16 protein-coding genes and 1 pseudogene are annotated in these 16607 nt (G+C 68.8%); all 17 read right to left on the bottom strand.

Features of this window, described 5'->3' with window-relative positions:
• Positions 1-70: 70 nt before the first annotated feature.
• Positions 71-418 carry a hypothetical protein gene (locus PG2T_RS13000; RefSeq protein WP_068806332.1) on the bottom strand — a complete coding sequence of 116 codons (348 nt, stop codon included), beginning with the start codon at positions 416-418 and terminating at the stop codon, positions 71-73.
• A gap of 30 nt (positions 419-448) precedes the next feature.
• Positions 449-1672: an aromatic ring-hydroxylating oxygenase subunit alpha gene (locus PG2T_RS12995; protein WP_083214927.1), complete on the bottom strand. Its 1224-nt coding sequence runs from the start codon at positions 1670-1672 to the stop codon at positions 449-451.
• A 232-nt stretch (positions 1673-1904) separates the two neighbouring features.
• Positions 1905-2585: pseudogene (locus tag PG2T_RS17055) on the bottom strand (SDR family NAD(P)-dependent oxidoreductase); the annotation flags it as partial.
• Positions 2586-2731: 146 nt separating this feature from the next.
• On the bottom strand, positions 2732-3421 hold the full coding sequence (locus PG2T_RS12985; RefSeq protein WP_068806324.1) for an ABC transporter ATP-binding protein: 690 nt from the start codon (positions 3419-3421) through the stop codon (positions 2732-2734).
• Entirely contained in the window at positions 3414-4658 is a 1245-nt protein-coding gene (locus PG2T_RS12980) for a lipoprotein-releasing ABC transporter permease subunit (RefSeq protein ID WP_068806322.1), read from the bottom strand. The genes PG2T_RS12985 and PG2T_RS12980 overlap by 8 nt, the downstream gene beginning before the upstream one ends.
• Before the next feature lie 3 nt (positions 4659-4661).
• Positions 4662-5234 (bottom strand): DUF2946 family protein, encoded by a 573-nt coding sequence (locus PG2T_RS12975; protein ID WP_158513200.1) that lies wholly within the window; start codon positions 5232-5234, stop codon positions 4662-4664.
• Positions 5231-6586, bottom strand: a complete 1356-nt coding sequence (locus PG2T_RS12970; protein ID WP_068806315.1) for an MBL fold metallo-hydrolase RNA specificity domain-containing protein — start codon at positions 6584-6586, stop codon at positions 5231-5233. Before PG2T_RS12970 ends, PG2T_RS12975 begins: the two co-directional genes overlap by 4 nt.
• Before the next feature lie 22 nt (positions 6587-6608).
• Positions 6609-7604: an ADP-glyceromanno-heptose 6-epimerase gene (gene rfaD / locus PG2T_RS12965; protein WP_068806312.1), complete on the bottom strand. Its 996-nt coding sequence runs from the start codon at positions 7602-7604 to the stop codon at positions 6609-6611.
• Between the two features lie 2 nt (positions 7605-7606).
• A complete protein-coding gene (gene rfaE1 / locus PG2T_RS12960; protein WP_068806310.1) occupies positions 7607-8572 on the bottom strand; it encodes a D-glycero-beta-D-manno-heptose-7-phosphate kinase in 966 nt (321 codons plus the stop codon).
• A gap of 3 nt (positions 8573-8575) precedes the next feature.
• Positions 8576-9286 (bottom strand): orotidine-5'-phosphate decarboxylase, encoded by a 711-nt coding sequence (gene pyrF / locus PG2T_RS12955; RefSeq protein ID WP_068808373.1) that lies wholly within the window; start codon positions 9284-9286, stop codon positions 8576-8578.
• Positions 9287-9314: 28 nt separating this feature from the next.
• A complete protein-coding gene (locus tag PG2T_RS12950) occupies positions 9315-9608 on the bottom strand; it encodes a lipopolysaccharide assembly protein LapA domain-containing protein (protein WP_158513199.1) in 294 nt (97 codons plus the stop codon).
• 154 nt (positions 9609-9762) lie between these two features.
• Positions 9763-11439 (bottom strand): 30S ribosomal protein S1, encoded by a 1677-nt coding sequence (rpsA, locus tag PG2T_RS12945; RefSeq protein WP_068806304.1) that lies wholly within the window; start codon positions 11437-11439, stop codon positions 9763-9765.
• Between the two features lie 106 nt (positions 11440-11545).
• On the bottom strand, positions 11546-12244 hold the full coding sequence (cmk, locus tag PG2T_RS12940; protein WP_068806300.1) for a (d)CMP kinase: 699 nt from the start codon (positions 12242-12244) through the stop codon (positions 11546-11548).
• Positions 12241-13542 (bottom strand): 3-phosphoshikimate 1-carboxyvinyltransferase, encoded by a 1302-nt coding sequence (gene aroA, locus PG2T_RS12935; RefSeq protein ID WP_068806297.1) that lies wholly within the window; start codon positions 13540-13542, stop codon positions 12241-12243. Before aroA ends, cmk begins: the two co-directional genes overlap by 4 nt.
• A gap of 9 nt (positions 13543-13551) precedes the next feature.
• Complete coding sequence (locus tag PG2T_RS12930) at positions 13552-14397, bottom strand: prephenate dehydrogenase (protein WP_083214925.1); 846 nt, start codon at positions 14395-14397, stop codon at positions 13552-13554.
• Positions 14397-15500, bottom strand: a complete 1104-nt coding sequence (hisC, locus tag PG2T_RS12925) for a histidinol-phosphate transaminase (RefSeq protein WP_068806294.1) — start codon at positions 15498-15500, stop codon at positions 14397-14399. The genes PG2T_RS12930 and hisC overlap by 1 nt, the downstream gene beginning before the upstream one ends.
• Entirely contained in the window at positions 15497-16606 is a 1110-nt protein-coding gene (gene pheA / locus PG2T_RS12920) for a prephenate dehydratase (RefSeq protein ID WP_236953256.1), read from the bottom strand. The genes hisC and pheA overlap by 4 nt, the downstream gene beginning before the upstream one ends.
• Position 16607: the final 1 nt, after the last annotated feature.

Raw genomic sequence — 16607 nt, 5'->3', positions numbered from 1 at the left:
GGGCCGAACCCTGATTCAAAGATTCGCGGCGGGGGCGCCGCTCCCACAGGGGCGCCGCTCCCACATACGCTCACCAGCCGCCGCTGCGGCCCAGATCCTCGTGGATGATGAAGCGCTCGGGCGGAAAGGTCTTGGTGACGATGGGCGAGTTGAAACGCTCCACCGGCGCCGAGGCTTCCACGAACGAAAACGCCAGGTTCAGCAGGTTTTCCTCGGCCGCCGGCAGAGCGCCCAGCGGAAAACCGTTCAGGTGCTGGATGATGGCGTCGAAGCGCGGCATCACGGCGTCGTAAAAGGCACGAATGCGCGGCATGTCGGTACTGATGCGGGCGCGGTTGCGCGCCGCCTCGGTGTCGTGCAGCCAGTACTCGCACAGCGGTTCGAGGTCCGCGAAGGCATTGGGTAGACGTGCACTCATGGTATGTGTCTCCTGGTGTTGAACGCCCGCTCAGGGCCGGCGGCCGTTGACCCACTCATCGGCCACCCAGTACTGGTGGCGCATGGCGATCTCGGTGTCGCCGATGGTCTGCTCGGTGATCACGCCCGAATCGAAGGCCTTTTGCGAGTACTCCATGGTGCTCATGTCCTCGTACACCGTGTCGCGCAGCACGATGCGCGTGAACTCCTGCGCCAGCCGGTCGCCGGCGGTATCGGCCTGCACCTGGTAGATGTTCATGTTCCAGATGGTGTCGTTCTCGGACACCGGCCAGAAGTTGTAGGTGAAGTACCAGCCGCGGCCCAGATCGCAGAAGAAGTTCGGGAAGAACACGTTGATGTCGAACCACCACGACTCGTCGCCCGACGGGTTCAGGCCGCGCGAGTCCCCTTCGTCCGCCTTGACGAAGCCGAAGTGGCCGTGCTTGTAGGCGATCGCCTCGGCCGGCGTGGGCTGGATGTCGGTCTTGAGCCAGCAGGACACCGAGCGGTGCGGCCCGTAGAAGCGCACCGAGGTCGGCAGCGCCAGCTCAAGATCACCGGCGCCGGGAATGGCGTGCCGGTGCAGGTAGGTGGCGTGGTAGGCCTCCTGGAAGGCGTCGATGCACAGCTTCCAGTTGGCCTTCACGCGCGCCGTGTAGTGGGCAATGTGCTGGCACTTGTCGAACGGAAAACCGTCCATGTCCTTGGCCAGTTGCCCCATGAACTCGGCCAGCGTCTGCGCCGGCTGTGGGTTCCAGTGCACGAAGATGAAGCCGTTCCAAGTGTCGCAGGCCAGCGCCTTCAGACCGAGCTTGGACTTGTCAAAATCGGGGAAGGACTCGATCGCCGGCACCGCCTGCAGGCTGCCGTCCAGACCAAAGCCCCAGCCGTGGAACTCGCAGGTGAAGCCGCGCGTGTTGCCGCACGACTCGGTCGCCAGCGCCATGCCGCGGTGCGTGCACATGTTGTGAAAGGCGCGCACCGCGCCGTCCTTGCCGCGCACCACCACGATGTTGCTCTTGAACACGTGCAGTTCGCGCGTGAAGTAGTCGCCCGGATTGGGAATTTCCTCCACCCGGCCGACCTGCAGCCAGGCCTGCTTGAATATCTGCTCGCGCTCGCGCTCGAAATACGCGGGCGAGGTGACCGACTCGGCCGGGATCGGCCCGCTGCCCATGTCCGGCACCGGCGTGCCGAACTTCATGGCGTGACGCGGGCTGAACGGAAAACGGACCGGCGACTGCGGGGCGTTCATGCGGACTCCTCCTGAGTGGGGCCACGCACGCGGCCCGAAACTTTGTGCAACCGAACGGTCGGTTGCCGGGAGTCATTAGAAAGGCTGGTCGCCCCGGCCCCTTGATGGCCGTCAAGACCGCAGACGGCTCCGCAAAACCCGTCTGCGGCGCCGACCTGCGGCTACTTCGAGCGCATCCCCCGTCCACGCGCAGCACCGTGCCGGTGATGTAGCGCGCCTCATCGGAAGCCAGGAATACCACCGCGTCGGCGATTTCGTCGGGCTCCGCCCAGCGCGCCAGCGGCGTGCCCTGACTGATGAAGCCGGCCACTGCCGGGTCGGCGATCAGATGCTCCGTCATGCCGGTCTTCACGCCGCCGGGCGCCACGCCGTTTACGCGCACGCCGTGGGCGGCGGCTTCGACGCCGATCTGGTTGATCAGCCCGATGGTGGCGTACTTGGAGGCCGTGTATGCCGCCCCGCCACCGCCGGACGCAAGCCCGGCCACGGACGCCGTCATCACGATGTTGCCGCCGGTTTTCTTCAGCTCCTCGAAGGCCGCCTGACAGGTAAAGAAATAGCCCTTCACGTTGACGCCGATGACACGATCGAACAGCGCCTCGTCGATCTGGGTGAACGGCAGAAAGCCATCGAATACGCCGGCGTTGGCGAACACCACGTCCAGCTTGCCATGCGCCGCCACGGCTGCCGCGACCAGTGCCTCGACGCTGGCTTTCTGCGTCGTATCGACCGTCGCAAAGGCCGCCTTGCGGCCGCTGGCGCGGATGTCCGCCGCCACCGCCTCGCCAGCCTTGGCGTTGATGTCGCCGATCATCACCGCCGCGCCCTGGGCGGCAAAGGCCCGCGCCGTCGCCGCGCCAATCCCCGAACCGCCGCCGGTGACGATCACCGACTTGCCATCGAACCGTGCCATTTTTGTATCTCCTCCGAGCCGTGGCGAACATGCCACGTGGCAACGATAACCGGACTGCGCAGCACGCCTACAGCCATTTTTCGGTTAGCGGCCAGAACCGCGTCGCCCCCCGGAACCTCAAAGCGGGAGCAGCATCCCCGGTCGCATCAATCGCTGTCCGCCAGCCGCCCATCCGCCAACGTCAACCGCCGGTCCAGCAGCCGCGCCAGTTGCGGATTGTGGGTAACCACCACCAGGCCGCCGCCGCGTTCGCTGCACACCTCGACCAGCTGCTGGAACACCTGCTCGGCGGTATGCGGGTCCAGGTTGCCGGTCGGCTCGTCGGCCAGGATGCAGCGCGGCCTGGTCACCAGCGCGCGGCCGATGGCGACCCGCTGGCGCTCGCCGCCGGACAGTTGCCCCGGCTTGTGGTGGCCGCGCGCGGCAAGACCCAGCCGGTCCAGCATGGCGTCGGCTGCCTCGCCTGCGCTGGCGGGTGCTAAGCCACCGATCAGCAGCGGCATGGCGATGTTCTCGCGCGCAGTGAACTCGTCCAGCAGGTGGTGGAACTGGTAGATGAAGCCCAGCGACTGGTTGCGCATGCGGGAACGTTCGCGCTCACCCAGGCCGGTCAGGCTGCGCCCGTCCACCCACACTTCCCCGTGACTGGCGGCGTCCAGGCCGCCCAACAGGTGCAGCAGCGTGCTCTTGCCGGCGCCGGAGGCGCCCATGACGGCCACACTCTCGCCGGCTTTGACGGTGATATCCACGTTGTGCAGCACGGTCAGTGCGCCACCGGCATCGACGTAAGTCTTGCCCAGGCCCCGGGCTTCGAGCACCGGCGTCGGATCACTCATAGCGCAGCGCCTCGGCCGGGTCGGTACGGGAGGCCCGCCAGGCTGGATACAGCGTGGCCAGCAGCGACAACACCAGCGCCAGGCCGGTGATGCGCGTCACGTCGCCTACTTGCAGGCGCGAGGGCAGGCTGGAGATGTAATACACATCGGTCGGCCACAGGCTGACGTGCAGCGCCCGCTCCAGCCACGGCACCAGGGTTTCGATGTTCAGCGCCAGCGCTACCCCGCCGAGCAGGCCGAGCAGCGTGCCGACCACGCCGATGACCGCGCCCTGCACGATGAACACGCCCATCACGCTGCCCGGCGTGGCGCCCATGGTGCGCAGGATGGCGATGTCGGCGCGCTTGTCGGCCACCATCATGACCAGGGTGGAGATGATGTTGAAGGCCGCCACGCCCACGATCAGCGACAGGATGATGAACATCACGGTCTTTTCGGTGCGCACGGCGCGAAAGAAATTGACGTGCTGGCGCGTCCAGTCGCCGACCGCCAGGTACGGCAGACGCTGCCCCAGCCGCTGCGCCACGGTCGGCGCCTGCATCAGGTCCGCCAGGCGCAGGCGCACGCCGCTGACGGCATCGCCCAGGCGCACCAGGCGCTGGGCATCCGGCATGGCCACCAGCGCCAGCGCGCTGTCGTACTCGTACATGCCGGCCGAGAAGGTGCCGAGCACGGTGAAGCGCTTCATGCGCGGCAGCACGCCGGCCGGCGTGGCGCTGGCCTCCGGGATCAGCACCGTCACCTTGTCGCCCGCTTTGGCACCCAGCGCGAGACCCAGATCGCGCCCCAGGATGATGCCGAACTCGCCCGGCGCCAGGGCGGACAGGGTGGTGCCGGTGGTGTTCAGCGTCAGTTCCGCGACCGTGGGCTCCTGCGCCGGGTCGATGCCGCGCAGCAGCACGCCGTTGGCGTTGCCGGCGAACGAGATCATGGCCTCGGTTTCGACGTAGGGCGCGCTGGCCAGCACCCCGGGCTCGGCCGCCACCAGCCGCTGCACCTGCGGCCAGTCGCGCAGCGCGCCACGGTCGCCGCTGACCGTGACATGCGCCACCATGCCCAGGATGCGCGAGCGCAGCTCCTCCTCGAAGCCGTTCATGACCGAGATGACGGTGATCAGCGCCATCACGCCCAGGCCGATGCCGGCCATCGACACCAGGCTGATGAACGAAATGAAGTGATTGCGCCGCTTGGCGCGCGTGTAGCGCAGGCCGATGAAGACTTCGTAGGGTTTGAACATGGTTCAGGGGGAGTCGGTCTGGCCGTATTGCTGACCGGGGTCGCGCACGAAATCGAAGCGTTCCGGCAAGGCCGCACTCGGACAGTGCTCCAGCGGCAGCCGGCCTTCGGGCAGGTCCAGAAACAGCGCCGGCGCAGTCAAGCCGCCGGCCATCAGATCGGCCAGCGCCGTCTCGTCGGCGGCGCGCCCGTCGGCCTGACACACCCGGTCGGCGAAGTATTCCAGGCTCGCCTCGTCGACCCGGCCGGCGCCCAGTGCAGTCCGCAGCGTGAGCACGCCGGTTTCGTCCAGACAGGCTGCCAGCACCGCGCCGGCCGGCTCGCCGGTATGGGCGACCAGCATCCCGTCTGCCGTGACATGCAGGACGTAGGGCGCGTAGTCGAGGCCCACGAACACAACCTGGGCGCCGTTTTGCACGAAGTAGCGGCCCCTCGCGTCGCGCCGGTAATGACGGTTCAGGTGCGCGCGCAGCGCCGGGTGTTCCACCGCCGCGTCGCGGATCAGCCACGCGCCGCGCCCGGTCAGGCGCAACCAGCCGGCCAGGGGCTGGCCCGGCGACCAGGCCGGTTCATTCACCACAAACGCACCCGCTCGCCCTGGGTCGGCACCTCGGCCTGCCAACCCAGGCGCTCGTGCAGGCGCAGGCGCAGCGCATCGGCCGCCGCCGGCTCGCCGTGGGTGACGAATACCCGCTGCGGCGCCGGTATCTGACCCAGCCAGGCGAGAATGCCCTGCCAGTCGGCATGGGCGGACAGGTTCTGGATGCTCGCCACCTCGGCCGCCACCGGCACATAGCGGCCGTGGATCTTGATTTCACGCGCGCCGCCCAGCAGCGCCGCGCCGCGCGTACCGCCGGCCTGGTAGCCGGCGAACAGGATCGTGTTGCGCGGATTGCCGGCGCGGGCCTTCAGGTGATGCAACACCCGCCCGCCGGTGGCCATGCCGCTGGCGGAGATGATGATCATCGGGTGCGTGCGGCTGTTCAGCGCCATCGATTCCTCGCGCTCGCGCACGTAGGTCGCCGTCGCGCACACCGCGCGGGCCTGACTGGCGCTCAGCCGATGTTCGCTGGCGAAGCGCTGCAGCAGCTCGCTGGCGTCGATGGCCATCGGACTGTCCAGGAACACCGGCAGGTCGGCAATCGCCTGCTGCTGTTTCAGTTGATGGATGTAGAACAGCAACTCCTGCGTGCGGCCGACGGCAAAGGCCGGAATCAGCACCATTCCGCCGCGCGCAGCGGTGCGATTGATGACATGGGCCAGCGCCTGCGCCGGGTCGGTGTCCGGGTGCAGGCGATCGCCGTAAGTGGATTCGACCACCAGGTAATCCACCGGCGGCGCAGGCTGCGGATCGCACATGACCGGATCGCCGCTGCGCCCCAGGTCGCCACTGAACAGCAGCCGCTGGCCCTCGGTTTCGATTTCCACACTGGCGGCGCCCAGGATGTGCCCGGCCGGCCGAAACCGCACTCGCACGCCCGCGCACGGCTCGAACCACTCGCCAAAGGCCACGCCTTCCAGCGCCGGCAGGGCATCGATGGCGTCCTGCTTGTCGTACAGCGGCAGCGCCGGGTGGTGCTTGGAGAAGCCCTTGCGGTTGGCGTATTCGGCGTCCTGTTCCTGCAGGTGGCCGCTGTCGGGCAGCAGCAGGTGGCACAGCGCCGCCGTGCCCGGCGTGCACCAGACGCGCCCGCCGTAGCCGTTCTTGACCAGCAGCGGCAGGTAGCCGCTGTGGTCGATGTGGGCGTGGCTGAGCAGCACCGCGTCCAGCGTGCCCGGCTCGAACGGCAGCGGCGCCCAGTTCTGCAGGCGCAGCTGCTTGTAGCCCTGGAACAGGCCGCAGTCGATCAGCAGCCGCCGGCCGGCGACTTCCAGCAGGTATTTCGAGCCGGTGACGGTGCCGGCAGCGCCAAGAAAGGTCAGATTCAAGGTTTCATTCCTGGTGGCAGTCTCAGGCGCCGGCCAGAAGGTCTTGCACGTAGGCCGCGACACCCTGCTCCACCGGCATGAACGCGCCGTCGTAGCCTGCCCGGCGCAGGCCGGTCAGGTCGGCCTGGGTGTAGTTCTGGTAGCGCTCGGCAAGACCCGGCGGGAAGTCGATGTAGCGCACGGCGCCCGAGTCGACCAGCGCCGGCAGATCGAGCGCCGGCTCGCCGGCTGCGGCGCGGCAGGTGTTGATCACCGCCTGCGCCACGCGGTTGAAGCTGGCCGCCGCGCCGCTGCCCAGATTGAACACACCGCTGACCTGCGGACGATCCAGAAAATACAGCACCACCCGCGCCAGGTCCTCTACCGCCACGAAATCGCGCTGCTGCTCGCCGTCGGCATAGCCGCCACTGCCGCGAAACAGCTGCACGCAGGCGCGCTCCGAGTACTGCAGAAAGAACTGCCGCGCCACCGAGGCCATGCGACCCTTGTGCGCCTCGCCCGGGCCGTAGACGTTGAAGTAGCGAAAGCCGATCGCCGGCGCCTGCAGGCGCGGCAGCTGCCGGCGCACGTAATCGTCGAACAGCAGCTTGGAGTAGCCGTAGACGTTCAGCGGGCGCTCGTGCTGCGGATGCTCGACAAAGACCTCGCTGGCGCCATAGACGGCCGCCGAGGAGGCGTACAGCAAGGGCACGCGGGCGGTCTGGCAGTGTTCGAACAGCGCCTTCGAGTAGGCGTAGTTGTTGTCCATCATGTAGCGGCCGTCCAGTTCCATGGTGTCGGAGCAGGCGCCCTGATGCAGCACGGCCGCCAGTTTTGGCAGCCCGCGCCCGGACTCGATCAGGCGCAGGAATTCCCGTTTGTCCACGTAATCCGCGATAGCGCAACCGACCAGGTTGCGGAACTTGGCCGAGTTGGTCTCCAGGTTGTCCACCACCAGGATGTCGGTCGCGCCGCGGGCATTGAGCGCCCGCACCAGGTTGTTGCCGACAAAGCCGGCGCCGCCGGTTACCACATACACGTTCAGTCCTCCTTGGCCAGTTCGGCGGCCACTTCCTGCGCCGTGGCGGTGGCGGTGCCCAGCTTGCCGACCACGATGCCGGCGGCAAGATTGGCCAGATGCACCGCCGCCGCATCGCCCAGTTCCGCGGCCAGCGCCAGCGCCAGCGCCGCCACCACCGTGTCGCCGGCGCCGGATACGTCGAACACCTCGCGCGCCCGGGCCGGGTCGTGCAGGGCCGGGGCGTGGGCGCGAAACAGGGTCATGCCCTGCTCGCTGCGCGTGACCAGCAGCCGTTCGATACCCAGCCGGGCCAGCCAGTCGGCGGCCTTCTCATGCAGCTCATCCTCACTGTGCCAGGGCCCGGCCACGGTGGCGAACTCGCCGCGATTGGGCGTCAGCAGGCTGGCGCCGGCGTAAGGCGCGTAGTTGTGGCCCTTGGGGTCGACGATCACCGGCCGGCCACGGCCGCGTGCCAGCGCGATCAGTTCGGCGGCCGCCGCGAGCGTGCCCTTGCCGTAGTCCGACAACACCACCACCTGCGCCCACGCCAGGGCATCGGCAAACGCCGCTTGCAAGTCCGCCAGCGCCGCGGCGCTCGGACGGGCCTCGAAATCGAGCCGGATCAGCTGCTGGCTGCGCGACAGCACGCGCAGCTTCAGCGTGGTCGGCAGCGCCGGATCGCGCAGCAGGCGGGCGTCGATGGTGCTGTCCGCCAGCAGGCTGTCGATGCGCGCTGCCGCCTCGTCCTGACCGGTAATCGCCAGCAGACGCGCCTGACCACCCAGCGCCACCACGTTGCGCGCCACGTTGGCGGCGCCGCCCAGGCGCTCCTCGCTGCCACCCACGGCCACCACGGGAACAGGCGCTTCCGGCGAGATGCGCTCGACCGCCCCGAACCAGTAGCGGTCCAGCATGGCGTCGCCGACCACCAGCACGCGCACGCCGGCCAGACGCGCCAGATGAGCCGGCAACAGGGCGCTGAGCACCGTTCAGGCGCCGTCGAGGCTGGCAGTGATGGCCTGCAAGGCCGCCAGAGGATCCGCTGCCCCGGTTATCGGCCGGCCAATGACCAGATAGTCCGCGCCGGCTGCCAGGGCTGCGGCCGGCGCCAGGGTGCGCCGCTGATCGTCGACGGCATCACCCGGCCCGCGGATGCCGGGAGTGACCAGCTTGAAATCCGACCCCAGCGCCGCCCGCAGCGGGGCGATTTCGAGCGGCGAGCAGACCACGCCGTCCAGACCGGCATCGGCGCAGCAGCGGGCCAGACGCAGCACCTGTTCAGCCGGACTGGCTGCCACGCCGACGGCTGCCAGCTCGGCCTGATCAAGACTGGTCAGTACCGTGACGCCCACCAGCAACGGGCGATGGCTGGCCGCGCCGACCGCCTCGGCCGCCGCTGCCAGCATGCGCGGGCCACCGCCGGCATGGACGTTGATCATCCACACGCCCAGCGCCGCCGCGCTGCGGCAGGCACCGGCCACGGTGTTGGGAATGTCGTGGAACTTCAGATCCAGGAACACCTCGAAGCCGCGCTTTTGCAAAGCCTCCACAGCGGCCGGTCCGGCCGCCGTGAACAGCTCCATGCCGACCTTGAGCCGGCACAGCGTGGGGTCCAGTCGGTCCGCCAGCGCCACCGCCTGGCCAAGATCGGGCCGGTCGACGGCAACCACGATGCGGGGTGTAGGCGCGGGATGGATCATCGAGGCAAGCTCGTCCCAAATCATCAGATCACGGCTGCGGCGGCGCCGGGGCGGATGGGGCCAGGGCCACCAGCTCCGCTTCCAGGCGCCGTTGCTGCGCGCGCAGCCGGCGCAGTTCGCGGCCATGCTGCCAGCGCCGCGGCAGCGCCGCCAGCCAGCCAATCGCCATGCCCATGCCGACCACGCCGAGCAGCAGATAGGCGAGGCGCAGTTCGCCGCTGCCGACGAGGTAATTGACGCTCACCGGCTGGGTGTTGACGCTGGCGAAAAGTCCGGCCAATACCGACACCATGAGCAGGGTCAGTAGTCGCAATGTGCGCATCAGGCCACCTCCGAAAACAAAAAACGGCATGGCCGCAGCCACGCCGTTCGTGTGAATCCGCACCGGCACCGCCGGGTCTGCGCATCGCCCATGCCGGCCCGAGAATTCGATCGCACCGGCGGCAGCGGGCCGCCACTGGCGCGGTTCGGCCTGCTCAGTTGCCCCGATCGCCCAGGTGTTCCTTGAGCAGATCGCCCAGGCTGGTGGTGCCGGTGACGTTGGTGGAACGGTAATCCTCCACCGCCGCGGCTTCTTCCTTGAGCTCCTGCGCCCGGACGGACAGCTGGATGCTGCGCGTCTTGCTGTCGATGGCGATGATCATGGCCTCGACCTCATCGCCGACCTTGAGCACCTCGGTGGCGTCCTTGGTCTTGTCCTGCGACGCATCGGAGCCCTTCATGCTGCCTTCGATGCCAGGCGCCAGCTCCAGCAGGACCAGCTTCGGCTCGACCTGGGTCACCTTGGCGGTGACGCGGGTGCCGCGCGGGTTCTGTTCCACGTAGTCGGTCCAGGCATCGCCCTCGACCTGCTTCATGCCCAGCGAGATGCGCTCGCGCTCGGGGTCGACCAGCATGACCACGGCGTTGACCAGGTCACCCTTCTTGAGGTCGCGGATGGCTTCCTCGCCGGGCTTGTCCCAGGAAATGTCGGTCAGGTGGACCAGGCCGTCGATGCCGCCGTCCAGCTCCACGAACACGCCAAAGTCGGTGATCGACTTGATGCGCCCGCTGACCTTGTCACCCTTGCGGTGCAGGGCGGCAAATTCTTCCCAGGGGTTCATGCGGCACTGCTTCATGCCCAGCGAAATGCGCCGGCGCTCGCCGTCGACATCCAGGATCATGACCTCGACCTGATCGCCCGGCTGCACCACCTTGGCCGGCTGCACGTTGCGGTTGGTCCAGTCCATCTCGGACATGTGCACCAGGCCCTCGACGCCATCCTCGATCTCCACGAAGCAGCCGTAGTCGGTGACATTGGTGACCGTGCCGACCAGCCGCGAGCCGACCGGATAACGGCGCGCGATATTGACCCACGGGTCTTCCTGCAGCTGCTTCAGGCCCAGGGACACGCGCACGCGCTCGCGGTCGAACTTCAGAATCTTGACTTCCAGCTCGTCGCCGACCTTGACCACTTCGCTCGGGTGACGCACACGCTTCCAGGCCATGTCGGTCACGTGCAGCAGGCCATCGATGCCGCCCAGGTCCACGAACGCGCCGTAGTCGGTCAGGTTCTTGACGATGCCGTGCTTGATCTGGCCTTCTTCCAGGCTCTCGATCAGGGTGCGGCGCTCCTCGACGTAGCTGTCTTCCAGCACCGCGCGGCGCGACACCACGACGTTGTTGCGCTTGCGGTCGAGCTTGATGCACTTGAACTCGATTTCGCGCCCTTCCAGGTGCGTCACGTCGCGCACCGGACGGATGTCGACCAGGGAGCCGGGCAGGAAGGCCCGCACGTCGCCGATCATGACCGTGAAACCGCCCTTGACCTTGTCGGTGATGACGCCGGTGATCGGCTCGGACTTCTCGAACGCGTCCTCGAGCACGATCCACTGCTTGTTCAGGCGCGCTTCCTCGCGCGACAGCACGGTCTCGCCGTAGCCGTCCTCGATGGCCTTCAGGGCCACCTCGACCACGTCGCCGATGGCGCACTCCAGCTCGCCGCGCTCGTTGCGGAATTCCTGGACCGGGATCAGCGCCTCGGACTTCAGGCCAGCGTTGACGGTGACGAAGTTGTTGTCCAGATCAACAACGGTGGCGCGGACAATGGAGCCTGGTTGCAATTTCCTGTTGGACAGGCTTTCTTCCAGCAGGGCGGCGAACGATTCGGTCATGGGTAGTGGCTAGCAGTGGGCGGCTTCCGTGATCCGCATTGATTAAAAATTTCGCAGTCTGCGGGGCTTTCGCCGCGAAACGGAAACGCCGGCTTGGCCCGAACCCTTACGGGACCGGGTTGGTGCCGACCGTCAGACCGCGCTCCTGGCAGTGCCCGAGGATCCGGGCACACACTTCATCCGCCGTCAGGTCGCTGCTGTCGACAAGGACCGCATCGTCCGCCGGGCGCAGCGGGGCAGTGGCACGCGAGGCATCCTGCGCGTCACGCCGCCGCAACTCATCCAAAATGGCGTCAAGACTAGCATCGACGCCGGCCGCGCTCAACTGCAGCCAACGCCGGCGGGCACGCTGCTCGACGCTGGCGGTCAGAAATACTTTCAGCGGCGCCTGCGGAAACACCACGGTGCCCATGTCGCGGCCTTCCGCCACCAGGCCCGGCGGGCGGGCAAACGCGCGTTGCAAGGGCAGCAATACCGAGCGCAGCCGGGCGTGCACCGCCAGGCGCGAAGCCGACCTGGCACAGGCCTCCTCCCGAATGGCGGCCGTCACGTCGACACCATCCAGCTGCACCTGAAGCGCGTCAGTCAGCAAGTGAAACTCGATTCTGAGCTGCCCGACCCGGCGTGCCAGCGCGTCGCCGTCGTCGATGTCGAGCCCATCCCGCGCTGCCGCCACGGCCACCAGCCGGTACAGGGCACCGCTGTCCAGGTAATGCCATCCGAGCCGGCGCGCGACCATCAGGCTGACCGTGCCCTTGCCGGCGCCGCCCGGCCCGTCGATGGTGACGACCGGCGCCTCGCTCACGCTGCCTCGATGGCCAGGCCGAGGCCGCGCATGAGTTCGACGTAGCCCGGAAACGACGTTCCGACGTTCACGCAGTCACGAATCTGCACCGGCGCTTCGGCGCGCAGCGCGGCCAGGCTGAAGGCCATCGCGATGCGGTGATCGCCGTGGCTTTCGACCACGCCGCCATGAAATTGGCCGCCCTGGATGCGCAGGCCGTCCGGCAGCGCCTCGACCGCAATGCCGAGCGCCGTGAGTCCATTGGCGATGGCGGCGATGCGGTCGCTTTCCTTGACCCGCAGTTCCTCCGCGCCCGTGATCAGCGTTTCGCCCTGCGCGCAGGCGGCAGCCACGGCGATGGCCGGGAACTCGTCGATGGCCAGCGGCACCCACTCGGTCGGCACGGCAATGCCGCGCAGACGGCTGGCCCGCACGCGGATGTCGGCCACCGGCTCGGTGCCGGCCTCGCGCAAATTCAGCAAGTCGATGTCGCCGCCCATGGCGCGCAGGATGTCCAGGATGCCGGTGCGGGTCGGGTTGATGCCGACGTTTTCGATCAGCAGCTCGCCCTGCCCGGCGATCAGCGCCGCCACCAGCGGAAACGCGGCCGAGGAGATGTCGCCCGGTATGGCGAACGAGGTGGCCCGCAGCGGCGTGTCGCCGCCATCGATGCAGACCCGCGCGCCGTCCCGCTGCAGCGGCCGGCCGAAAGCGGCCAACATGCGCTCGGTATGGTCCCGGGTCGGCGCGGGCTCGGTCACGCAGGTGCGTCCCTGCGCATACAGGCCGGCCAGCAGCAGGCAGGATTTGACCTGTGCGCTGGCCATCGGCAACGCGTAATCGATGCCGCGCAGCTGCGCCACCGGCCGCAACACCAGCGGCGGCGTGTCGCCCTCGGCGGCACCTATGTCGGCACCCATTTGACGCAGCGGCGCGATGACGCGGCGCATCGGCCGGCGCGACAGGGATTCGTCGCCGATCAGCGTCACGCCGAAACGCTGCCCGGCCAGCAGGCCCGCCAGCAGGCGCATGCCGGTGCCGGCATTGCCCATGTCGAGCGGTCCTGACGGCGCCCGCAGGCCGTGCAGGCCAACGCCCTGCACCGTGACTTGGCCGTCATGCGCTCCGTCGATGCGTACGCCCATGGCGCGAAACGCCGCCGCCGTGGCCAGCGTGTCGGCGCCGGCCAGAAAGCCCGTGAAGCGGCTCTCGCCCTCGGCCAGCGCGGCCAGCATCACGGCCCGATGCGAGATCGACTTGTCGCCCGGCACGCGGCAGCGGCCGGCGATCCGTCCTCCCGGTGAAACATGAAAGTCCACGCTGAAACCTCAGGCGGGTGGCAATTGTCGGTAGGCGGCCTGGGCCGCCGCGAACAGCTTCTCGAGCCGCGCCGCGTCGCCGGCATCGACCGCCGCCGCCAGCTCGCCCAGACGCTCCATGTAGCGGCGCAGGGCCAGGCTCAGCTGCGCCTGGTTGGCCAGCGCCACGTCCCGCCACATCACCGGATCGCTGCCGGCCAGGCGCGTCATGCTGCGAAAGCCGCTGCCGACCAGCGGCGCCAGCGCGCCGGGCGTTTCTGCAAACTGCTCCATCAGCGTGTAGGCCAGCATCTGCGGCAAGTGGCTGGTCAGCGCCAGCGCGGCATCGTGCTGCTCGGGCGTCAGGGTCAGCACCCGGGCGCCGACCTCCTGCCACAGGGCGGTCACACGCGCGGTGGCGGCGGGATCCGTATCGCCAGTCGGCGTCAGCACCACCGTGCGCCCGGCAAACATCCCCTCCAGGCTGGCGGCAAAGCCACTGTGCTCGGTGCCGGCAATCGGATGACCGGGCACGAAATGCGCCGGCAGGCGGCCGGACGCCGCCTTCAGCTCACGCACCACCGAAGACTTGGTGCTGCCGACGTCGGTGACCACCGCTTGCGTGCTCAGGTGCGGCCCGATGCGGGCATAGACCTCGCGCGTACGTCCGACCGGCACGCCAAGCACGACGATGTCGGCGCTCGCCACGGCAGCCTGCCAGTCAGCTTCCACGGCATCGACGATGCCAAGCCCGACGGCCGGCGCCAGGCGCGCGGCATCCCGGCCACAGGCCGTCACCCGATGCCCGCAGCGGCGCAGATCCCGCGCCAGCGAGCCGCCGATCAGGCCAAGGCCGATGACGACGACGTGCGCCATCAGCCGGCCAGCGCCTGCGGCAGGGCGGCGAGCAGACGGTCCATCTGCGCCGGCGTGCCGATGGTGATGCGCAGATGATTGGGCATGCCGTAGGGCGCCAAGGGACGCACGATGACGCCGCGCCGCAGCAGGGCCTCGTACACCGGCCCGGCCGGGCGGCCGACGTCGACGGCGATGAAGTTGCCGACCGACGGGATGCAGGCCAGCCCCAGCCGCTCGCAGGCCGCGACCAGTGCCACCAGGCCCTGCGCGTTGGCGTCCCGCGCGCGGCGCACGTGCTCGTGATCGGCCAGCGCCGCTTCGCCTGCGGCCAGGGCCAGGTTGTTGACCGTGAACGGCTCGCGCAGGCGATTGAGCAGGTCCGCCATCGGGGCGCTGGCCACGCCGTAGCCCAGACGCAGCCCGGCCAGGCCGTAGATCTTCGAGAAGGTGCGCGACACCAGCAGGTTCGGGAACTGCGCCAGCCAGGCCAAACCATTCGGGTAGTCGGGCTCGCTGACGTACTCGCAGTAGGCCTCGTCCAGCACCACCACGACGTGCTGCGGCAGGGATTCCAGAAACGCCCGCAGCGGGGCGGCCCGGTGCCAGGTGCCGGTAGGGTTGTTCGGGTTGGCCAGGAAAATCACCCGCGTGCGATCGGTGACCGCCGCGCGCATGGCCGGCAGGTCGGCGCCCCAGTCGCGCGCCGGCACCGTGACGACGCTGCCGCCGGCACTGACCGCCACGGTGGTGAAGATGGCGAACGCGTACTGCGCCACCACAACCTCGTCGCCGGGGTTCAGGAAGGCCCGCGCCACCAGTTGCAGGATTTCGTTGGAGCCGTTGCCCAGCACCAGCTGACCGGGGTCGACCGCCAGGGCCGTCGCCAGCGCCTGTTTCAGGGCAAAGCCGTGGCTGTCCGGGTACAGCTCGACCTCGCCCAGGGCCTGCCGCGCCGCGGCCAGACCCAGCGGGCTCGGACCGAGCGGGTTTTCGTTCGAGGCCAGCTTGATGGCGTCGCGGATACCGTACTCGCGCTCCAGCTCGCCGAGCGGCTTGCCCGGCTGGTAGGGCTGAAGGGCGCGCACGCCGGGCGTGGCCAGATCGCGGATGGAAAGGCTCACGGCGCATCTCCGGTCGCCCGCGGGTAGGCGCCCAGCACCTTGCACAGGGCGGTCACCTCGCGCAGTTCGGTCAGTACCTGCTGCACCGGCGCGTCCTGCACATGGCCCTCGATATCGATGAAGAACACGTACTGCCAGCGGCCGGTGCGAGCCGGGCGCGATTCGATGCGAGTCATGGAGATGCCGTGCCGGCGCAGGGGTTCCAGCAGGCTGGCCAGCGCACCGGGCCGGTTGCCGGTGGACAGCAGCAGCGAAGTCTTGTCGCGTCCCGACGGCTGCGTGTCGTGCCGGCCGATGACCAGAAAGCGCGTGGTGTTGCCCGGCTCGTCCTCGATATTGGCGGCCAGGCACGTGAGCTCGTACAGGCGCCCGGCCGACTCGCCGGCAATGGCGGCGGCGCCGGCTTCGCTGGCCGCCCGTCGGGCCGCCTCGGCGTTGCTGCTGACCGCCTCGCAGGCCACGCCGGGGAGGTGCCCGGCCAGCCAGCGCCGGCACTGCGCCAGCGACTGGGCGTGCGAATAGATTTGTTTCACGCCGGCCAGGTCGGGCACCTTGCTCAGCAGCTGCTGATGCACGGCCAGTTCCACCTCGCCGCAGATGGTCAGCGGCGTGCTCAGGAACATGTCCAGCGTGTGCGTGACCGCGCCCTCGGTGGAGTTCTCGATCGGCACCACGCCATAGTCGGCAGCGCCGGCGTCGACCTCGCGAAACACCTGTTCGATGGTGGTCTGCGGCAGGCTGCTGATGGCCTGCCCGAAGTGCTTGTGCGTGGCGTCCTGCGAGAAGGTCCCCGGCGGGCCCAGATACGCCACCGTGAGCGGCCGCTCCAGGGCCAGGCAGGCCGACATGATTTCCCGAAAAATGTGCGTGACCGCCTCGTCCGGCAACGGCCCGGGATTGGCAGCAGCCACCTGGCGCAGCACCTGAGCCTCACGCTCCGGACGGTAGAAAACCATCTCGCCGGCGGCCTGCTTGACCTCGGCCACCTGCTGCGCACAGGCCGCCCGCTCGGACAGCAGGCGCAGCAGCTCGCCGTCGATCGCGTCGATACGGCGCCGAATCTGGGCCAGCTTGCCGTCCTGCTTCATGCCTCCCCCGCCCGTCATG

This window comes from Immundisolibacter cernigliae (assembly GCF_001697225.1).
Classification (GTDB): domain Bacteria; phylum Pseudomonadota; class Gammaproteobacteria; order Immundisolibacterales; family Immundisolibacteraceae; genus Immundisolibacter; species Immundisolibacter cernigliae.
This window is presented reverse-complemented; position numbering and strand designations above follow the sequence as displayed.

Coding starts and splice junctions, on each gene's coding strand:
- PG2T_RS13000 (WP_068806332.1), bottom strand. CDS start 418: ATGAGTGCACGTCTACCCAATGCCTTCGCGGACCTCGAACCGCTGTGC.
- PG2T_RS12995 (WP_083214927.1), bottom strand. CDS start 1,672: ATGAACGCCCCGCAGTCGCCGGTCCGTTTTCCGTTCAGCCCGCGTCAC.
- PG2T_RS12985 (WP_068806324.1), bottom strand. CDS start 3,421: ATGAGTGATCCGACGCCGGTGCTCGAAGCCCGGGGCCTGGGCAAGACT.
- PG2T_RS12980 (WP_068806322.1), bottom strand. CDS start 4,658: ATGTTCAAACCCTACGAAGTCTTCATCGGCCTGCGCTACACGCGCGCC.
- pyrF (WP_068808373.1), bottom strand. CDS start 9,286: ATGATCCATCCCGCGCCTACACCCCGCATCGTGGTTGCCGTCGACCGG.
- PG2T_RS12950 (WP_158513199.1), bottom strand. CDS start 9,608: ATGCGCACATTGCGACTACTGACCCTGCTCATGGTGTCGGTATTGGCC.
- rpsA (WP_068806304.1), bottom strand. CDS start 11,439: ATGACCGAATCGTTCGCCGCCCTGCTGGAAGAAAGCCTGTCCAACAGG.
- PG2T_RS12930 (WP_083214925.1), bottom strand. CDS start 14,397: ATGGCGCACGTCGTCGTCATCGGCCTTGGCCTGATCGGCGGCTCGCTG.
- pheA (WP_236953256.1), bottom strand. CDS start 16,606: ATGACGGGCGGGGGAGGCATGAAGCAGGACGGCAAGCTGGCCCAGATT.